Here is a 16472-nt window from a genome sequence, read left to right on the forward strand (position 1 = left end):
ATTGTAACTGCAAAGCTTTAAAATAAAGCGGTTTATAATTAAACCGCTTTTTGTTTAATTATTTAAAGGCAGGTTCACGGTAAACACCACTCCATTGCCTTGCTCATTATTGTGTGCTGTTACTGTGCCGTTATGGTAATCACACACCAGCCTGACAATATAAAGTCCTAAACCTAAATGCGGTTGTTGCTGCATTTGCTGGCTGCGCACCGATACCATAGAATCAAAAATATGTTCAGTAAGCCCCTCAGGCAACAAAGTACCTGTATTACTTACCGTTAATGTTGCTTTGTTTTCGCTTTGCTTCAGACTGACTTCAATCGCGGTGTTAGCTTCACTAAATTCCAAGGCATTATTAATTAGCTTATCGAGCAGTTGCGCTATAAATTCAGGGGTACCTTGCATTGGCAGTGTGCATTGGCAAATGTTGAGTGTAAATAACTGGTTAGGATAAGTAAGTTGGTAGCCCTGCATACAGCCACTAATTACTTTTTGTAAATCAAACAGCTCTGGCTCATTACTTTGAATGCTTTGCTCAAGTCGGGTTGCTTCACTCATAGTGGTAATTATTTTACCTAAACGCTCAACTCCTTCACTGGCACGCTCAAGGTATTTTTGACTCAGTTCACTTTGCTGCAAGCTTTGTAAGTTCTCAAGTGATGAACGTACAACCGCAACCGGCGTGCGCAGCTCGTGAGATAAGCGCGACGACATATTTTCTAAATAATCGGTATACCCTCCAAGGCGACTCACTATATTTGAAAAGCTACGCGATAAATCGCCAATTTCGTCATTGGCATCGCTGTAATTTATATGGCCTGTTACCCGCCCTTGGGCATCAATAGCTTGCTCTGCTGTATCGCGTAGTCGCCTAATACGACTTGATATACGTGAGGCAAAAAAGAACAAAGTGACTGTGCCAATTAACATGACCGCCAAAATCACATTAAACAGTTTTTCCAGCGATTTATTACGCAGTGTACGCACGCCATTGGTGGTTTCTTCAGCTATAACTGCGCCAATAACCTTATCCTCAATCCAAATAGGATACGCAGCCGATAATATCACCGCTTTGTTATCGGGGGTGAGTCGCCAAGACGAGGCCGGTTGGCCTTTGAGTGCTTTGGCTAAATGAGCGCCTTGCATTGAAGCTACATCGTGTAAGGTATCTATAAACTCATCTTCGGGACGGGTTAAAATTTTATAGTACAAAGGATGCAAATAGGTCTGTTCAAAGCGCTGCCACGCAGTTTTTGGCGCTTGATTTTTTAGCCCATCGGCCCATACGCCATCGGCATTTTGAATACTGCCCGATTGCGCTAATACACGGTGATGATTATCGACCACCCATATGCGACTGCCGCTGTGTCCCATGCCTTTTAATATACGGTTTATTTCAGGGGAGGGCACCAGTACCGAACCTAAATCATTCGGGTTATTTAAGTTCGATGTAGACATTATACTAGGGGTTTGGTTTGGCTGTTTACTATCAACATCAGCAATGGCAAACCCCAGTTTATTGCCAAGCATACTCAAAGGAAAGCGCAGCTCAAGGTTGTAACCTGTTTCAGTTTTTTTAAAGAAACCCTGAATTTTAGTAAAAGGCATTTTACTGTAGGCATCAAATGCGTTGACCCAGCCATCTTGGCGCGGAGCAATAATATAAGTATTAAATTGTCCATCAGGATTTTTTAGGCCAATTTTTATGTAATCGTTATTGGTAATGCTGAGGCTGTTTTTAGCACGGTAAATTACAGTGTCATCTGTGACTTTAAATACAGCATATAAGTAATTATCAAACTTACCTACCATATGGCTAAATGATAAGTTGCTCAGTTGATGGTTATCATTGGCTGTTTGTAAGTAGCGTTTATCATAAAGCCAAAACAGCGATTGATAAGCGTCCCAGTCGTTGAGTTTGCCATCGAGTTGAATCGGGCTTTTTAAATTATAAGCATAGAGATCGCGACCTTTTACCACCTGATCTAAAAAGTTGGTTTGTTCGTCAAATAAAGCGGGGCGTTCATGCAGGGCCGTGGCCAGTGCGCGTGTAGTGCCTACCAACGTTTTTTCTTGGCCTTGGCGTAAAAACTTTTCCATTTCCCATACATATTCGTAGCCAAGCCATGGCAACAAAAATAAAAAGCACGAAAGTAGGATAAATTTACTGCGTAGGCCAAATCTCAGCATGTGGGTTGCTCCCACCTATAGCCCATGCCATACACGGTATCTATACAGTCAAACTGGCTATCGAGTGCTATAAACTTTTTACGAATACGTTTTACATGCGAGGTAATGGTGCTGTCGTCTACATAAATTTTAGCATCGCTCATTAACTCATTACGGCTTTTAACGTGCCCTGGTCGCTGGGCGAGTGAATGCAGCATCCAAAATTCAGTCACGGTTAAATCAACTAACTGGTGTTGCCAAAGCACCTGCATGCGTTGCGTATCGAGCGTTAGTTGGCCACGTGTTATCAGTGCGTTAGCATCGGCGGGTTGCTCTAATGCTTCCATACGGCGAAATAGTGCGCCAATACGCGCAGCTAAATGGGCTAAGCTAATATCTTTGGTTAAGTAGTCGTCGGCGCCCATGCGCAGGCCACATACGGTGTCTATTTCGCTGTCGCGAGCAGTTAAAAAAATAATTGGTAAGGTTTTAGACAGTGAACGCAGTGTTTGGCACAGTAAAAAGCCGCCATCTATTTCATGGTCTAAACCAATATCAACAATGGCTAAATCGGGAAGCGCTTCTTTAAAGGCCGCTTCTGCTTGAGCGCGGTTTTCATAACCACTCACCTGATAGCCTTGAGCGCTCAGCATTTCTATGTAGTTTTCGCGGATTGCGGTTTCATCTTCAATGATGGCTATTTTCTTCATTTTTATTAATTACTCATATTGACTTAGGCGCACTATAGCGAAGTTTTTGCGCTAAGTACGGTTAAAAACACAATTGCCATTTTTTTGCCACAATTGCTCAGCAGTTTGCCATTTTTGATCCCCTTTGTTGCCACTTCATGCTGTTTTAATACAACTATTGAAATTACAGATACAACGCAAGTGCCAACCAATAGCTTGCCAACCATTATTAATAGTAAGGAATAGACCATGAAGAAAACATTAATCGCACTCACACTTGTTAGCACTTTTTGCGCTCCTGCTTTTGCCGCGGATACTCCATCGAAAGAAGCAAAAAAGGAAACCATAGTCGGCCTAAGCACAGGTGCCATTATCGGTGGCGTTGTTGGTGGGCCTATTGGCGCGTTTGTAGGTGCATTTGCTGGTGGCTTAATTGGCGATGCCAAGGTGGCTGAGCAAACCATTGCTGAGCAGCAACAAGCTTTAACTGTAATGGCAGAGAAAACCAACGACTACCAGCACGTACTTAATCATAACAGCCACCTAGAGGCGCAACTTGAACTACTGGCGCAGCAAAATGAGCAACTAACGCAATCACAGCTTAATAATTTATTGGCAATGACGGTGCAATTTAAAACAGGCTCTAGCGATATTGCTCCTCATTTTGCCAAGCAGCTTGATCAATTAGTTGCGTTATTAAAAAGCCAACCGCAACTCGCGCTTGATTTAAGTGGCTTTGCCGATCAGCGTGGTGAAGAGCAAGCAAACTTATTACTTTCAAAAGCCAGAGTAAACGCCGTACAAAGTTACTTAATTAAACAGGGAGTAAGCCATACACGTTTGAGCACACAAGCGTTTGGCGAGCAACAAAGCATAGCAAACAGTAACACCCTTGAAGATAACTTTTTTGACAGACGCGTTACTCTCACTACTCGTGCGTTAAATCAGTCAAGTAATCAAACCGCAAGCAATTAACAACGTGCGTTCGAGGGAGTGATTTATGTTGAGTAAACCCACCAAAGTGCTTACCAAGGTAAGCCTTTTTATTTTTATTATTATCGTGCTTTTAGCCAGCTTTAAAAGCCATGCGCAGTCGCCAAAACTATCCTTGTTTGATAGCCAAGGAGTGGCGGTTAACCCTGGGGTGATTTTAAAAAGCGATGCAAAAATGACCCTAACAGGACTAATTAATCATGTTGTAGTAACGCAGCACTACATAAATGAAAATCCTTTTGCAGTAAATGCACGTTATGTTTTTCCTTTACCCGATGAAAGTGCCGTGCAAGCAATGACCATGCGTATTGGTGAGCGAGTGATTCACGGTAAAATAGCAAAAAAACACCAAGCAGAAAAACAGTACCAAGCTGCCAAAAAAGCAGGCAAACAAGCTTCATTGCTGCGACAGCAGCGTGCAAATATGTTTATTACAAATGTGGCAAATGTAGGGCCAGGAGAAGAAATAGTTATAACGCTTGAATATCAAGAGATTATTGATTACCAGCATGGAACCTTTGCGATTCATTTTCCAACCACAATAACGCCACGGTATCATGCAACAACAGGGAAACTGAACGAAGAGCAAGATAAGCGTACGGTAAAAAGTGATCATACATCTTCGTTTACTCCACAAGGATGGTTAAGCCCTATTTATACAAAGCAAACCAATGAGGCGGCTAATGCCAGCGATTTAAGCTTAACAATTAACATGGATATAGGCTTAGAATTGGTTGATATAAACGCTAAGTACCATCAGGTAAATATTGAAAACTCTGCGTTTGGGCAATACAGCATTGTGCTAAAACCACAGCAAGCAATAAATAAAGACTTTGTACTGGAGTTTAAGCCACTACAAAAAGCGCAAGCTCAAGCCGCACTTTTTACTCAGCAAGCAAAAAATGGTGAGCAGTTTGCGTTAGCGATGTTGATGCCGCCAAGCGATCAGTTTACCCAGTCTGAGCGTTTGCCGCGTGAAATGGTGTTTGTGGTTGATACCTCGGGCTCTATGCATGGGCAGTCTATGGAGCAAGCTAAAAAAGCACTGTTTTACGCACTCTCGTTACTTGATAGTGATGATAGCTTTAATATTATTGGCTTTAATAATCAGGTTACTGCCATGAGTGATACCCCTTTAGTTGCTAGTGACTTTAATTTACGCCGTGCAAGGCGCTTTATTTATAACTTGCAAGCCGACGGTGGTACTGAAATACAAGGTGCGCTTGATGCCGTACTTAATGGTGCGCAGTTTGAGGGTTTTGTACGCCAAGTGGTGTTTTTAACCGATGGTAGCGTGAGTAACGAAGATGAGTTATTTAAAAGTATTGCGCGCACTTTAGGTGACAGCCGCTTATTTACCGTCGGCATTGGTAGCGCACCTAATCGCTTTTTTATGCGCCGCGCTGCTGATATAGGTAAGGGGTCTTATACCTTTATTGGTAGCACCTTTGATGTGCAGCCAAAAATGCAGCAGTTGTTTGATAAACTCGCTCACCCGGCGATGACTAATTTAGCGTTAACAAATACAAATGGAGACAGCTTAGATTTTTGGCCCTCCCCATTACCGGATCTGTATTTTGCTGAGCCTATTATGGTGGCTATTAAATTAGATAATACCGATACAATTACTTTTACGGGGCAAACAACGCATGGTGAGTTTAAGGTTAAGCTTAATTCGCAAGCAAGCTCAAAAGCCACAGGAATTGATAAGCTCTGGGCACGTCAAAAAATAAAGTCATTATTGCTATACAACCAACAAAGTGTTGTAAAACAGCAAGTGCAGCAACTTGCGCTTGAGCATCAATTACTTAGCCCATTTACTGCGTTTATTGCCATAGAAGAGAGCACCATTAAAGAAGTTGCTAAACAAACTACACAAGTGGCTAATTCAATGCCGCAAGGAATGAGTATGCGCTTGCCGCAAACTGACGGGCAAAGCAAAATGCATATTGTGTTTGGAGCTTTAATGCTACTAGGTGGCCTGTTGTTAGTAAGGCGCTGTAAATGAAAAAGTGGTTGAGCATAGGTTTACTAGCCTTAGGACTGAGCCTATTCGGCCATGGTGCATATATGCAGGCAAAGGCATGGCTTGCACAAGTGTTAATAGAGCAAGCATGGCAAACAGCCCTTAAATCACCCAATAAAAAAATTAAGCCGTGGTTTTATGCTGATAGTTACCCAGTGGCACAAATAATATGGCCAAAGCATAATAAACGACTAACCGTGCTCGATGGTGCAAGTGGTAGAAATTTAGCGTTTGCGCCCAGCCATTTTTTAGCTGCGGGGGAATTAGGTGGGGCTGATGTTGGTAATTCGCAAGGAGCACTTATTGCTGGCCACAACGATACCCACTTTGCGTTTTTAAAAAACGCTAAAGTGGGGGAGCAATTTTCTCTGCAATTACAAAATGGCAAAGTGCAGCATTATTCAGTGACACATGTTGAGGTGATTAATCAGTACAACACCGATTTTTTGCATCAAGCAGGGCTGTATTTACTGACCTGTTACCCTTTTGATTCGCTGGCCTCGGGTACCGATTTAAGGTGGCTAGTGTCGGCTGAAATATCCTCACCCGAGGTAGCGTTAGGAATATCGACCACTAGTTCTTGATGGCGTTGGCTTATCATTACGCCTATAAACACCACAAATATGCTGAACCACTGGCCAAGTGTCAGTACTTCGTTAAGAATAATGGCTGACAAAATTAAAGTGAAAATTGGAATTAAATTAGAGTAAGCCGCTGCGGTTAACACCGACACTTTACTAATCGCGTAGTTGTACATGCCGTACCCACCCAAAGTGACACAAGAGCCTAAGTACAAAATGCTCATTAGTGCGGTTAAATCGTGTTGGTTTTCGCTGGGTAGGTCAATAAATAATAAAAACGGAGCAAAAAACAAACTACCACTCACACCTTGCAGAGCAATCAATGTGAGTGGGGAGTAGCGGTTAGCTAAATGCTTTATACACACGGTGTAAAATGCAGCGCACACCATGGCCATTAATTCTAAAAAATTCCCTAATAACGGGTTTGGTGCTTGGCTTGAACTCGGTGAGAGCAAGGTCAATAAAATACTGCCGCCAATACACAGCGTAAAACCCACCACAATAGCTTTACTAATGTATTCTTTGAGCATAAAAAAGGCTAATAACGCCACAATAATAGGTAAGCAAGACACAATAACCCCAGCCTGAGATGCAGAGGTGTACTCCATTGCGTGGCCTTCAAATAAAAAGTACAAACAAGGCTCTGCCAGCGACATACCTAATAAATACTTCCAATCGCCTTTTAAATATTCAAAACGAATTACGTAACGCCATAAACATAACGAAATCAGTAAAGTGGTGAGCATACGTAAAAATATCACCAAGGCCGGATCATAAATCGCAATCGCGTATTTAAGTGCAATAAAGGAGCTACCCCACAAAAAGGTGGCAATAATTAAACATAAACTGGCAGGCATAAGGTGTAATTTAATCGGTTGAATATAGTGCGATCCTAGCACGCAGAGGGGGTGCTTGAATATTTTTTACTTGTTCAAAAATACCGAACTGGTATAAATAAATTCATCATTTATTGCGCTAAGTAAAAAACATGCAAAGGGATCAGGTAGTAGTTGTAAAGCTAGGTACAAGCGTACTCACTGGCGGTACCGATAAGTTAGACAAAGCACATATGGTGGAACTTGTTCGCCAATGCTGTGAGCTAAAAAAGCAAGGTCACCAGGTTATTTTAGTTTCTAGTGGTGCGGTTGCCGCAGGTCGCGAACAGTTATTAAAACCCTGTGGGCGCACATTAATAGACAAACAAATGTTGGCCGCCATTGGACAGGGGCAGCTCATTCATATTTGGCAAAGTTTATTTGCGTTGTATGGTGTTAACGTGGGGCAAATGCTACTAACGCGCGCCGATGTTGACGACAGAGAGCGTTATTTAAATGCCCGCGATACTCTCAATGCCTTATTAAATTATGATGTTGTGCCGATCATCAATGAAAACGACGCGGTTGCTACCAGTGAAATAAAAGTAGGTGACAACGATAACTTATCGGCATTAGTGGCTATTTTGGCCAATGCCGATAAATTACTATTGCTGACCGATCAACAAGGGTTATTTACCAGCGATCCGCGCACTGACATTAACGCCACCTTGATTGATGAAGTTACCCATATTAATGATGAGTTACGCCAACTTGCGGGTGGCAGCGGTACAAACCTAGGCACAGGGGGTATGGCAACCAAACTACAGGCAGCCGATATTGCCAGAAGAGCTGGGGTTGAGGTGATTATTGCCAAAGGCGCGGATGAAAATGTAATTTTAAAATGCATGAGCGAGCAACTGCCAGGCACCCGTTTTTTAAAACTTACCGCCCCTAAAGATGGTCGAAAAAAATGGTTATTGGCAGGGCCTAAAAGTAGTGGCCAAATTTTAATTGATGCCGGTGCGGTGCATGCATTGCAATCTAAGGGGGCTAGTTTACTTGCTAAAGGTATTACGCGTGCAATAGGTGAATTTGAACGTGGAGATTTAATTAACTTAATTGATGTAAACCAGCAAATTATTGCACGGGGGTTAACGCGCTTTAGTCATCTTGAAATCGATAAAATAAAAGGCGCACATTCTAATCAAATCAGCCATTTACTTGATTACGATAGCGGCGTGGAAGTGCTACACAGAGATGATATGGTGGTGTTGTAATTAAGCACTTTTTTAACGATATAGCGCAACGTATAATCCGCTTATAGTGTTGCGCTTTTTTGTGTTAAAATCTTGCACCTTAAATTTGTTGTAAAGAGTATTGAAGATGAAATTAGTTCGCTGGGTTTTAGGTTGTATCATCTTATTTTTTAATTTTGTTTTTACGCCGCGTAGCAAAAAACGTGATCCGCAAGAGCAAACTAAGCTTGATCAGCAAACCGCACAATTTAAGCTCTATCAATTCAAAGCATGCCCTTTTTGTGTAAAAGTGCGCCGTTCAATTAAGCGTGAAGGCTTAAAAATTGAAACACGCGATGCAAAAAATGATGAGCAATACCGCCAAGAGCTATTAGAGCAAGGCGGAAAAGTTAAAGTACCTTGTTTACGTATTGAGCAAGATGGCCAAGTTAAATGGCTTTATGAATCAAACGATATTATTGCTTACTTAAACAAAGTAGCCGCTTAAAATATTTATTGGTATTTCATACCATCTCACTTATTAAAAGAGACATTACCATGACAATTCGTACCCGTGTTGCTCCGTCACCAACTGGTGACCCGCATCTTGGCACCGCTTACATTGCCTTATTTAACTACTGTTTTGCTAAACAGCAAGGCGGTGAATTTGTACTTCGTATTGAAGATACTGACCAAGTTCGCAGCACACCAGAATCTGAACAAGCCATCATGGATAGCTTACGCTGGTTAGGCCTTGAGTGGGATCATGGTCCTGATGTAGGTGGTGAGTTTGGTCCATACCGTCAATCTGAGCGCAGTGATTTATATAAAAAATACGCTCATCAGTTAGTTGAAGACGGCAAAGCATTCTACTGTTTCGCAACCAGCGAAGAACTGGACCAAATGCGTGAAGAGCAAATGGCCGAAGGTCTGCGTCCTAAATACGATGGTCGTGGCTTAAACCATACAGAAGATGAAATTAAAGCAAACCTAGCTGCTGGTAAACCGTACGTTATACGTATGAAAATCCCAAGCGAAGGTACCTTTAAGTTTAACGATTACCTACGCGACGAAATTGAGATCCCGTGGGAAAACGTAGACATGCAAGTGCTATTAAAAGCAGATGGTTTTCCAACGTACTTTTTAGCTAACGTGGTGGATGATCACCATATGCAAATTAGCCATATTTTCCGTGGTGAAGAGTGGATAAACTCAGCGCCTAAGCTATTAAAACTGTATGAAGATTTTGGTTGGGAAGCACCCGTACTAGGTCACTTACCATTACTGCGTAATCCAGATAAATCAAAATTGTCCAAGCGTAAAAACCCAACGTCTATTAATTACTATAAAGAAATGGGTTACCTACCAGAAGCGGTACTTAACTACTTAGGCCGCATGGGTTGGTCAATGCCTGATGAGCGTGAAAAGTTCACCCTTAATGAAATGATTGAACATTTTGACATGAAGCGTGTATCGCTTGGTGGCCCAGTATTCGACGTAGACAAGTTAAGCTGGTTAAACGGTATGTGGATCCGCGAAAACTTAACTGATGCAGAGCTAATGCAGCGTTTTGTTGACTGGAAATTTAATGGCGACATGCTTGCTAAAGTATTACCAGAAGCTAAAACGCGTATAAATACGCTCTCTGACATGGTTGATTTAGCAGGGCACTTTGTAGGCGGTATCCCGACTTACGATCCTGCGCTATTAACAGCCGGTAAAGCTGACGAAGATGTTATTCGCCAAGCATTACAATTTTTTGTATGGCAGCTAGAAGGCTTACGTAGCTTTGAAAAACCAGCTATTTTTGCAATTGCAAAAGAAGTAGCCACCTTCCACGAGCTTAAAATTAAAGACTTCTTAGAGCCAATATTTGTTGCAATCACAGGTAAAACATCGTCTACCTCTGTACTTGATGCAATGGAAATTTTAGGGTCTGACCTATCGCGTGCACGTTTACGTGTCGCGCTTGCCCATTTAGGTATTTCTAAAAAGCAGGCTAAAAAGATAGAACGCGCATACCGCGATTACCCAAGTACGTAATCCCGTATACAGATTCAAAAGCCGCTTAATTTAAGCGGCTTTTTTGTGCCTGTAATTCTAAGATGGAGTTGCCAGCATAGGGTAAGTAAATAAGAAAAAGTGAAACACATTAACGAGCCAATGACATAAAATGGCCCATTCTAATCGGCTTGTTTTATAGTAAATATAGCCATAACCAAAACCTGCAACAGCCGCCACAAGCATATAATGAGTACCCGCTGAAAAGTGTGCCAGTGAAAATACACAAGTACTGATAGCCGGTGCGAGCAGTGCAAACCTGCTCGGGGTTATTAGTTTTGAAAGCTTAGTTTGTATCACTCCCCTAAATAATGCCTCTTCTGCAACGCAGGTAAAAAGTAGATTGATAGCTATAAATAACAACCAAAATTCAGGTACTTTTGGCGCAAATTCAACAAGGTTTAACGTTAAAGCAGTTATGAGCGCTGCTAAAATAGTGATAATTATGATTAAAGCAGGGTAGCCGAAAGTTACTGGCTTTGCCGTTTTATTTTTTGCAAAAAAATAAGCGGCCAGCATTAAACCCGCTAATGCTTTATCAAAATTAGCATACAAGGTAAATGCAATTGCGTTACTGGTGATTTGTTCATTAACAACAATTGGCAGGTTATTAAAACCCGCAAACCAATGTAAGGCCAACCCGAGTGAGGCTGTTATAAATAAAGACGTTAGAACATTACGTTTTAACGCTGAGGTTGCCAATAGCGTAAAGTGAAACAATCCCACATAAACAGCTATAACAGCAACCGCGTTTAAATTTATATATTCTTGATAATAGGCGCTAATAATACTTAGCAGCAATAAGTATCGCCATAATGGTTGGCGAAATACAGTGAGTTTACACTGCGGGAAAACACATAAAATAGCGGCAGCTAAAAAGTAAAAAGTCATTGGCAAATACTGCTTGTTGTTTGATAGGGGAAATGAGAGAAAACGAATCACATAGCGTTATAGTCTCAATTAGATAATTTTGAGCTATTAATAATTATAGGCTTGTCCGGTACAAATAACGGCTAAATCACAATTGTAGCGGGATACTGATTGGCACTGCTCTAGTGTAAATGCATTGCCACCTAAATAAAGCACATCGTTTTTAAGGGATTCTATAGCTTGTGATTTCAAACGGTTATAGCTAATTGAGGATGTTCGCGTATCATCTGATACATCGCAGCTTTCGCCTTTTATTCCACCAAGAGGGCTTGCACCTCTATCGAGAGCGTCCTGAACACTGTAAAACTGCTCTAGACCACGTTTTTTAGTGTGGCTTGAAACGTGTTCTGATAAAACCTCGTCGTCGATATTGGTTGTGTAAGTAATGTTATTACAGCCAGTTAATAATGAAACCGCGCATATTAATAAACAAAAATACTTCATTAGTTAATCCCTTAAACTCGTATTTGCCTAATTTACTTAGTTAATTAGCGAGTTGCAAATTATCATTTTTCGCCTTTATTAAACAGATTCGACCTCTCAAGATTTTTTTTCTGGTAGTATAGCTAGGTTATAAGCAGTTTAAGCAGTGAACACACTATGTTAAGTCCTTACTATCAGCAGCATGCTGATTATGTTTCAATTTCTCGTGAGCAAGGTTGTCGCTTTGCTAAATGTGTAGCCGACGACTACAACCCGCTTCATGATAAAGACGCTAAAAAGTTTTGCGCACCAGGAGACTTACTTTTTTCTCTAGTGTTAGACCGCTATGGCATTAGTGAGCGAATGGAGTTTACCTTTGCCGGTATGGTTGATGAAAATACCAAGCTAAATTTTCCAAAACAACCTGGAGAAGAGTTTGATGTAAACCATGGCGAAAAAGTAATTTTAAAGGTTAAACGCGACGGTAAAACCAGTAAATGCCCAACACTTACAAACAGTTTAATAAAAAATTATGTTGAGTTCTCAGGTGCTGCGTTCCCGCATGTAATTATTCCTTTAATGGGCAAGCAAGAGGTAATGATAAATCCTGCGCGGCCTATGATTATTTATGAATCAATGATCATTAACCTTAATAACATTGATATTAAATCACCAACCCTTGAGTTTGCAGAGCCAAGCTTTGAATACGCTGGTAAACGCGGCAAAATAACCTTGCGCTTTAATTTACTCGAAAACGGCGAAAAGGTGGGTTTTGGCGAAAAACACATGGTGGTATCGGGTATTCGTGAATACTGTCAAAGCACCGTAGATGATTTAATTGCATTTTATAATGAACGTAAAGCCACATTAAAACCAGCTTAAAGACTTCATTTTATATAGGCGCTATTTAGCGCCTTTTTTATTACTAAAGCTCAGGTATAATAGCGTTCTTTGTTATTTTAAAGCCAAGCTTATGTCTGCCACATCGTTCTCATCACTAGCCCTAGACCCGTTACTATTAACGGCAATAGAGCAAAATAATTACACTACGCCTACCGCCATTCAGCACAAAACGATACCGCCAATTTTAGCGGGCAAAGACGTGATGGGCAGCGCTCAAACTGGCACCGGTAAAACAGCCGCTTTTGTTTTGCCGCTATTACATAAGCTTTTAAATACCACTAAAAAAGACGAACCAGGCATTGCTCGTGTGGTTATTTTAACGCCCACCCGTGAACTTGCTCAGCAAGTATTTGCAAGCTTTGAAAAATACGCACAAGGTACAGATATAAAAGGTGCACTTGCCTATGGTGGCGCAAGCATTGGCCCTCAAATCAAAGCACTTAAAACAGCGCAAGTAATAGTGGCAACGCCAGGGCGCTTACTTGATCACATAGTGAAGGGCAGTGTGGTGCTTTCAAGCGTGGACTCTTTAGTATTTGATGAAGCAGACCGTATGCTTGATATGGGTTTTATTGACGAAATTAGACGAATACTGCGTCATATCCCAGGCGATCGTCAAACCTTACTGTTTTCCGCCACCTTTGATGACAGTGTATTTGAGCTGAGTAAAAAATTGCTCAAAGATCCTGAGCTTATTGAAGTTGATAAGCGCAACTCTGCTGCTGTAGAGGTTGAACAAGTTATTTACGCAGTAGATGAAGACAGAAAGCGCGAGCTGGTATCGCACATGATTGGCATGAAAAACTGGCGACAAGTGCTTATATTCACCCGCACTAAACAAATGGCTGATAAACTTGCCAAAGAAATGTGTAAAGATGGTTTAAAAACCGAATCTATTCATGGTGATAAATCACAGGGTGCTCGCGATCGCGCATTACAAAACTTTAAAGAGGGCAGTACACGTGTTTTAGTAGCCACCGATGTAGCTGCGCGCGGTTTAGATATACCGGCACTTAAATATGTAATTAACTTTGAATTACCATACATAGCTGAAGATTATGTACACCGTATTGGCCGTACAGGACGAGCTGGCGAGCAAGGGCTTGCTATGTCGCTAGTGAGTTTAGATGAGCAATGGCTGCTTGAAGAAATTGAAGTACTGCTTGATACCCGCTTAACACCACAATGGCTTGAAGGCTATGAACCTGATTTAAATAAGCCACCAAAAGATAACCGCAAAAACACTAACAAAGCGCGTAAAGATCGCGATAAAAAACGTATTACAGGGCAAAGAGCGCCGAATAGAAGACGCAAATAAAAGCTTAGGACTTCACCTAACAGGCAGCTAAGAGCGATAAGCGGTCATTGATATTGGCCAAATATCGTCGTTAATTGATTTGTTAAACTGTTCTTTGCGCATAAATTCATGAAAATGAGCGATGCGCGCATATTGTTCTATTTAACTTTTCTTTAAAGTTTTAGAAAACTTAGTGATAGTAATACCTTAGGTTATTTGTTAAAACTATATATAGTAGACAAATGAGCGTGGAGTCGGCAGAAATATGCGCGATGAGCGCACTATTAAATTGTTAGGTTTCTTGTGAAATTATTCACCCGTTCAAAAGTTCTCTTTTCTCTCTCTGGGTTAAGTTTTATATGGTTTTTAATCGTCTTCCAAAGTGAACTTTCAAACCCTGACGTCGTGTGCAGTGCAGACTTGGTTACTAAAAAAGAGTCTGTTTGCTTAATAAATAGAATGGATTCTGAACGCTTCAGAGTCACCGTAAGTTACGGTGGCTCACGCAAAACAAGTCAAGAAAAGGTAACTATCAAGTTTCTTCCAACGGAGGGCAGTACAGAAAACTGGTCATTAGTCTTAAACCCTAGATCAGCAAGCTACTCTGGGCAAACAAAACGGTATTATGGGACGCTAAACTATGGCACATTCAACAATGAGTTCCTTAAACGAGAAGCATTGACAATTCGCGCCAGCGAAAATGTTTCTTTGTTTAAAAAGTTCGAGGTCAGGGTATTAAGAAACCCAAATGGAGCAAAAGTCTATTTGTGGGCAATAGTCACTCTAATACTTCTTTTTTTGTCTATTTGGTTTAGGACCTCAATCTTTGTAGAAGGTATCGGCAGACCATTACCATATTTACTCTTTTTTTTCGTATCATTAGTATTGCTCGCGTGGGAACTGTGAAAAACCTAACAAAACACTAAAGGCGCTCGCGATGCTCGCTGGGACGCTAACACATGGGCTGCGTCACTTCGTTCCTAATTTTAGCCCATGTGTTACCGCCCCTTAGTGGGATGTTAGTTGTACATGGAGTGCCGATGTATTCTTCGATAAAGAAAGTTCTATTTAATATTGGTGGTTATTCCTTTTGGATACTATTAGTCCTCTGGGCTGGTTTGTCACTTATCCTTAAAGGCTGTGAATCTGCTTGTTACCATGAAGTAGTAAAATCTGTACCTTCCCCTAATGGGAAGCAAATAGCAGAAATATCTATTGGAGATTGTGGCGGAGCCACAACAGACTTTTTTGGTGGGGTTAACATTAAAAGCGATAACCCTAAGTTAACCGCTGAAAACGTATTTACCTTTGATGGTCGACCAGAAGAGACTGGGCTTGAGGTGCGCTGGGTTAGCGATACAGAATTAATAATTAACCTGAGCTGCACATAAGAAATGGAACTAAATGCCCTTGCGGTGATCAGATCTTTCGACCATGAAACATAAGATTACCGAGGCAAGGGCATGAATAACTTAGATGCAATTTACGTAGATGTCGATGATTTTTGTTTATTGTTTGAACCTCAGTGGCTTACACACCTAATAGAATCAGGTGAGAAGCAACGCATTAAGCCGTCTCGACTATCCTCTAGCGAAGTGATGACTATATTAATTGCCTTTCATCAATCAGGTTATCGCGACTTTAAAACTTACTACACCAAATTTGTTTGTCAGTATTGGCGACATTATTTTCCTGATTTACTCAGTTATACACGTATGTTGAAGTTACTTCAGGCCACGTTACCTGCTCTGTGTAGCTATCTGAAGCAGCGCTTTGATAAACCAACAGGCATTGCATTTATCGATTCTACTTCTCTCAAGGTGTGTCACAACATGCGTATTCCTCGCCACCAAGTTTTCGCGGGAAAAGCCAAGCGGGGTAAAGGAACAATGGGCTGGTTTTATGGGTTTAAACTTCACCTCATCATGAATGATGAAGGTGGTTTATTAGCAGTAAAAGTGACAGCTGGGAATGTTGATGATAGACAGCCGGTGTTAGATATGGTCGATAATGTTACAGGTAGTTTATACGCTGATAAAGGTTATGTATCTGCAAACCTAAAAGCGGAACTTGCTGAGCAAGGCATTGATTTTATTACAGGTCAACGAAGTAATATGAAACGTCAGCCAATATCATCTTGGGATAGAGCGATGTTATCAAAGCGTTTTATCATTGAAACAGTTTTCGACCAACTGAAAAATATGGCTCAAATAGACCATACAAGGCACCGCAGCTGCATCTCATTTATGGTTAATTTAATGGCTGGATTAATTGCCTATACCTTTCAGACTAAAAAGCCGAGTATTAAAGTGACTCGGCTTTAATTCTTATGCAGATCTGAGGTTAATTA

The 16472-nt window shown here is 41.2% G+C and carries 15 protein-coding genes; 10 read left to right on the plus strand and 5 right to left on the minus strand.

The window, feature by feature from the left end; translation table 11 throughout:
• Nucleotides 1–54: 54 nt before the first annotated feature.
• Both pdsS and pdsR read right to left on the minus strand, forming a co-directional pair.
• Entirely contained in the window at nucleotides 55–2190 is a 2136-nt protein-coding gene (gene pdsS, locus L641_RS0115390) for a proteobacterial dedicated sortase system histidine kinase (protein WP_024602375.1), read from the minus strand.
• Nucleotides 2184–2879, minus strand: a complete 696-nt coding sequence (gene pdsR / locus L641_RS0115395) for a proteobacterial dedicated sortase system response regulator (RefSeq protein WP_024602376.1) — start codon at nucleotides 2877–2879, stop codon at nucleotides 2184–2186. Before pdsR ends, pdsS begins: the two co-directional genes overlap by 7 nt.
• Nucleotides 2880–3107: 228 nt before the next feature.
• Here pdsR and pdsO point away from each other — a divergent pair, with 228 nt between their 5' ends.
• Genes pdsO through L641_RS0115415 form a run of 3 tightly spaced genes read left to right on the plus strand, consistent with a single transcriptional unit; the run spans nucleotide 3108 to nucleotide 6461 of the window.
• The gene (gene pdsO, locus L641_RS0115405; protein WP_024602377.1) at nucleotides 3108–3833 is read left to right on the plus strand and encodes a sortase-associated OmpA-like protein PdsO; all 726 of its coding nucleotides are present in this window, start codon (nucleotides 3108–3110) and stop codon (nucleotides 3831–3833) included.
• A gap of 25 nt (nucleotides 3834–3858) precedes the next feature.
• A complete protein-coding gene (locus L641_RS0115410) occupies nucleotides 3859–5859 on the plus strand; it encodes a marine proteobacterial sortase target protein (RefSeq protein WP_024602378.1) in 2001 nt (666 codons plus the stop codon).
• Complete coding sequence (locus tag L641_RS0115415) at nucleotides 5856–6461, plus strand: class GN sortase (protein WP_024602379.1); 606 nt, start codon at nucleotides 5856–5858, stop codon at nucleotides 6459–6461. Before L641_RS0115410 ends, L641_RS0115415 begins: the two co-directional genes overlap by 4 nt.
• Here L641_RS0115415 and L641_RS0115420 read toward each other — a convergent pair.
• A complete protein-coding gene (locus L641_RS0115420) occupies nucleotides 6356–7315 on the minus strand; it encodes a DMT family transporter (protein WP_024602380.1) in 960 nt (319 codons plus the stop codon). The genes L641_RS0115415 and L641_RS0115420 overlap by 106 nt on opposite strands.
• A 131-nt stretch (nucleotides 7316–7446) precedes the next feature.
• On the opposite strand from L641_RS0115420, the gene proB reads away from it, so the two are divergent.
• From proB to gltX, 3 genes are all read left to right on the plus strand, one after another.
• Nucleotides 7447–8550 (plus strand): glutamate 5-kinase, encoded by a 1104-nt coding sequence (gene proB, locus L641_RS0115425; RefSeq protein ID WP_024602381.1) that lies wholly within the window; start codon nucleotides 7447–7449, stop codon nucleotides 8548–8550.
• Between the two features lie 106 nt (nucleotides 8551–8656).
• On the plus strand, nucleotides 8657–9016 hold the full coding sequence (locus L641_RS0115430; RefSeq protein ID WP_008111110.1) for a glutathione S-transferase N-terminal domain-containing protein: 360 nt from the start codon (nucleotides 8657–8659) through the stop codon (nucleotides 9014–9016).
• A gap of 50 nt (nucleotides 9017–9066) precedes the next feature.
• Nucleotides 9067–10551 (plus strand): glutamate--tRNA ligase, encoded by a 1485-nt coding sequence (gene gltX / locus L641_RS0115435; protein WP_024602382.1) that lies wholly within the window; start codon nucleotides 9067–9069, stop codon nucleotides 10549–10551.
• A gap of 57 nt (nucleotides 10552–10608) precedes the next feature.
• Here the strand turns inward: gltX and L641_RS0115440 are convergent, their stop codons facing one another.
• Both L641_RS0115440 and L641_RS0115445 read right to left on the minus strand, forming a co-directional pair.
• Nucleotides 10609–11460, minus strand: coding sequence for a CPBP family intramembrane glutamic endopeptidase (locus tag L641_RS0115440; protein ID WP_024602383.1), 852 nt, complete (start codon nucleotides 11458–11460; stop codon nucleotides 10609–10611).
• Nucleotides 11461–11547: 87 nt separating this feature from the next.
• Complete coding sequence (locus L641_RS0115445) at nucleotides 11548–11943, minus strand: hypothetical protein (RefSeq protein WP_024602384.1); 396 nt, start codon at nucleotides 11941–11943, stop codon at nucleotides 11548–11550.
• 156 nt (nucleotides 11944–12099) lie between these two features.
• On the opposite strand from L641_RS0115445, the gene L641_RS0115450 reads away from it, so the two are divergent.
• The 4 genes from L641_RS0115450 (at nucleotide 12100) to L641_RS0115470 (ending at nucleotide 16446) form a co-directional block, all read left to right on the plus strand.
• A complete protein-coding gene (locus L641_RS0115450; protein ID WP_024602385.1) occupies nucleotides 12100–12804 on the plus strand; it encodes a DUF3581 domain-containing protein in 705 nt (234 codons plus the stop codon).
• Nucleotides 12805–12895: 91 nt separating this feature from the next.
• Nucleotides 12896–14143, plus strand: a complete 1248-nt coding sequence (locus L641_RS0115455; protein WP_024602386.1) for a DEAD/DEAH box helicase — start codon at nucleotides 12896–12898, stop codon at nucleotides 14141–14143.
• Between the two features lie 1019 nt (nucleotides 14144–15162).
• Nucleotides 15163–15513, plus strand: a complete 351-nt coding sequence (locus L641_RS0115465; protein WP_024602388.1) for a hypothetical protein — start codon at nucleotides 15163–15165, stop codon at nucleotides 15511–15513.
• A gap of 72 nt (nucleotides 15514–15585) precedes the next feature.
• Complete coding sequence (locus L641_RS0115470; RefSeq protein WP_024601142.1) at nucleotides 15586–16446, plus strand: IS982 family transposase; 861 nt, start codon at nucleotides 15586–15588, stop codon at nucleotides 16444–16446.
• The last annotated feature ends 26 nt before the right edge of the window (nucleotides 16447–16472 follow it).

The organism is Pseudoalteromonas sp. TB41 (assembly GCF_000497975.1).
In the GTDB taxonomy this organism is placed as follows: Bacteria; Pseudomonadota; Gammaproteobacteria; order Enterobacterales; family Alteromonadaceae; genus Pseudoalteromonas; species Pseudoalteromonas tetraodonis.

Bases quoted from the DNA above. Each gene is read 5' to 3' on its own strand.
- pdsS (WP_024602375.1), bottom strand. From the start codon at position 2,190: ATGCTGAGATTTGGCCTACGCAGTAAATTTATCCTACTTTCGTGCTTT.
- pdsR (WP_024602376.1), bottom strand. From the start codon at position 2,879: ATGAAGAAAATAGCCATCATTGAAGATGAAACCGCAATCCGCGAAAAC.
- pdsO (WP_024602377.1), top strand. From the start codon at position 3,108: ATGAAGAAAACATTAATCGCACTCACACTTGTTAGCACTTTTTGCGCT.
- L641_RS0115410 (WP_024602378.1), top strand. From the start codon at position 3,859: ATGTTGAGTAAACCCACCAAAGTGCTTACCAAGGTAAGCCTTTTTATT.
- L641_RS0115415 (WP_024602379.1), top strand. From the start codon at position 5,856: ATGAAAAAGTGGTTGAGCATAGGTTTACTAGCCTTAGGACTGAGCCTA.
- L641_RS0115420 (WP_024602380.1), bottom strand. From the start codon at position 7,315: ATGCCTGCCAGTTTATGTTTAATTATTGCCACCTTTTTGTGGGGTAGC.
- proB (WP_024602381.1), top strand. From the start codon at position 7,447: ATGCAAAGGGATCAGGTAGTAGTTGTAAAGCTAGGTACAAGCGTACTC.
- L641_RS0115430 (WP_008111110.1), top strand. From the start codon at position 8,657: ATGAAATTAGTTCGCTGGGTTTTAGGTTGTATCATCTTATTTTTTAAT.
- gltX (WP_024602382.1), top strand. From the start codon at position 9,067: ATGACAATTCGTACCCGTGTTGCTCCGTCACCAACTGGTGACCCGCAT.
- L641_RS0115440 (WP_024602383.1), bottom strand. From the start codon at position 11,460: ATGACTTTTTACTTTTTAGCTGCCGCTATTTTATGTGTTTTCCCGCAG.
- L641_RS0115445 (WP_024602384.1), bottom strand. From the start codon at position 11,943: ATGAAGTATTTTTGTTTATTAATATGCGCGGTTTCATTATTAACTGGC.
- L641_RS0115450 (WP_024602385.1), top strand. From the start codon at position 12,100: ATGTTAAGTCCTTACTATCAGCAGCATGCTGATTATGTTTCAATTTCT.
- L641_RS0115455 (WP_024602386.1), top strand. From the start codon at position 12,896: ATGTCTGCCACATCGTTCTCATCACTAGCCCTAGACCCGTTACTATTA.
- L641_RS0115465 (WP_024602388.1), top strand. From the start codon at position 15,163: ATGTATTCTTCGATAAAGAAAGTTCTATTTAATATTGGTGGTTATTCC.
- L641_RS0115470 (WP_024601142.1), top strand. From the start codon at position 15,586: ATGAATAACTTAGATGCAATTTACGTAGATGTCGATGATTTTTGTTTA.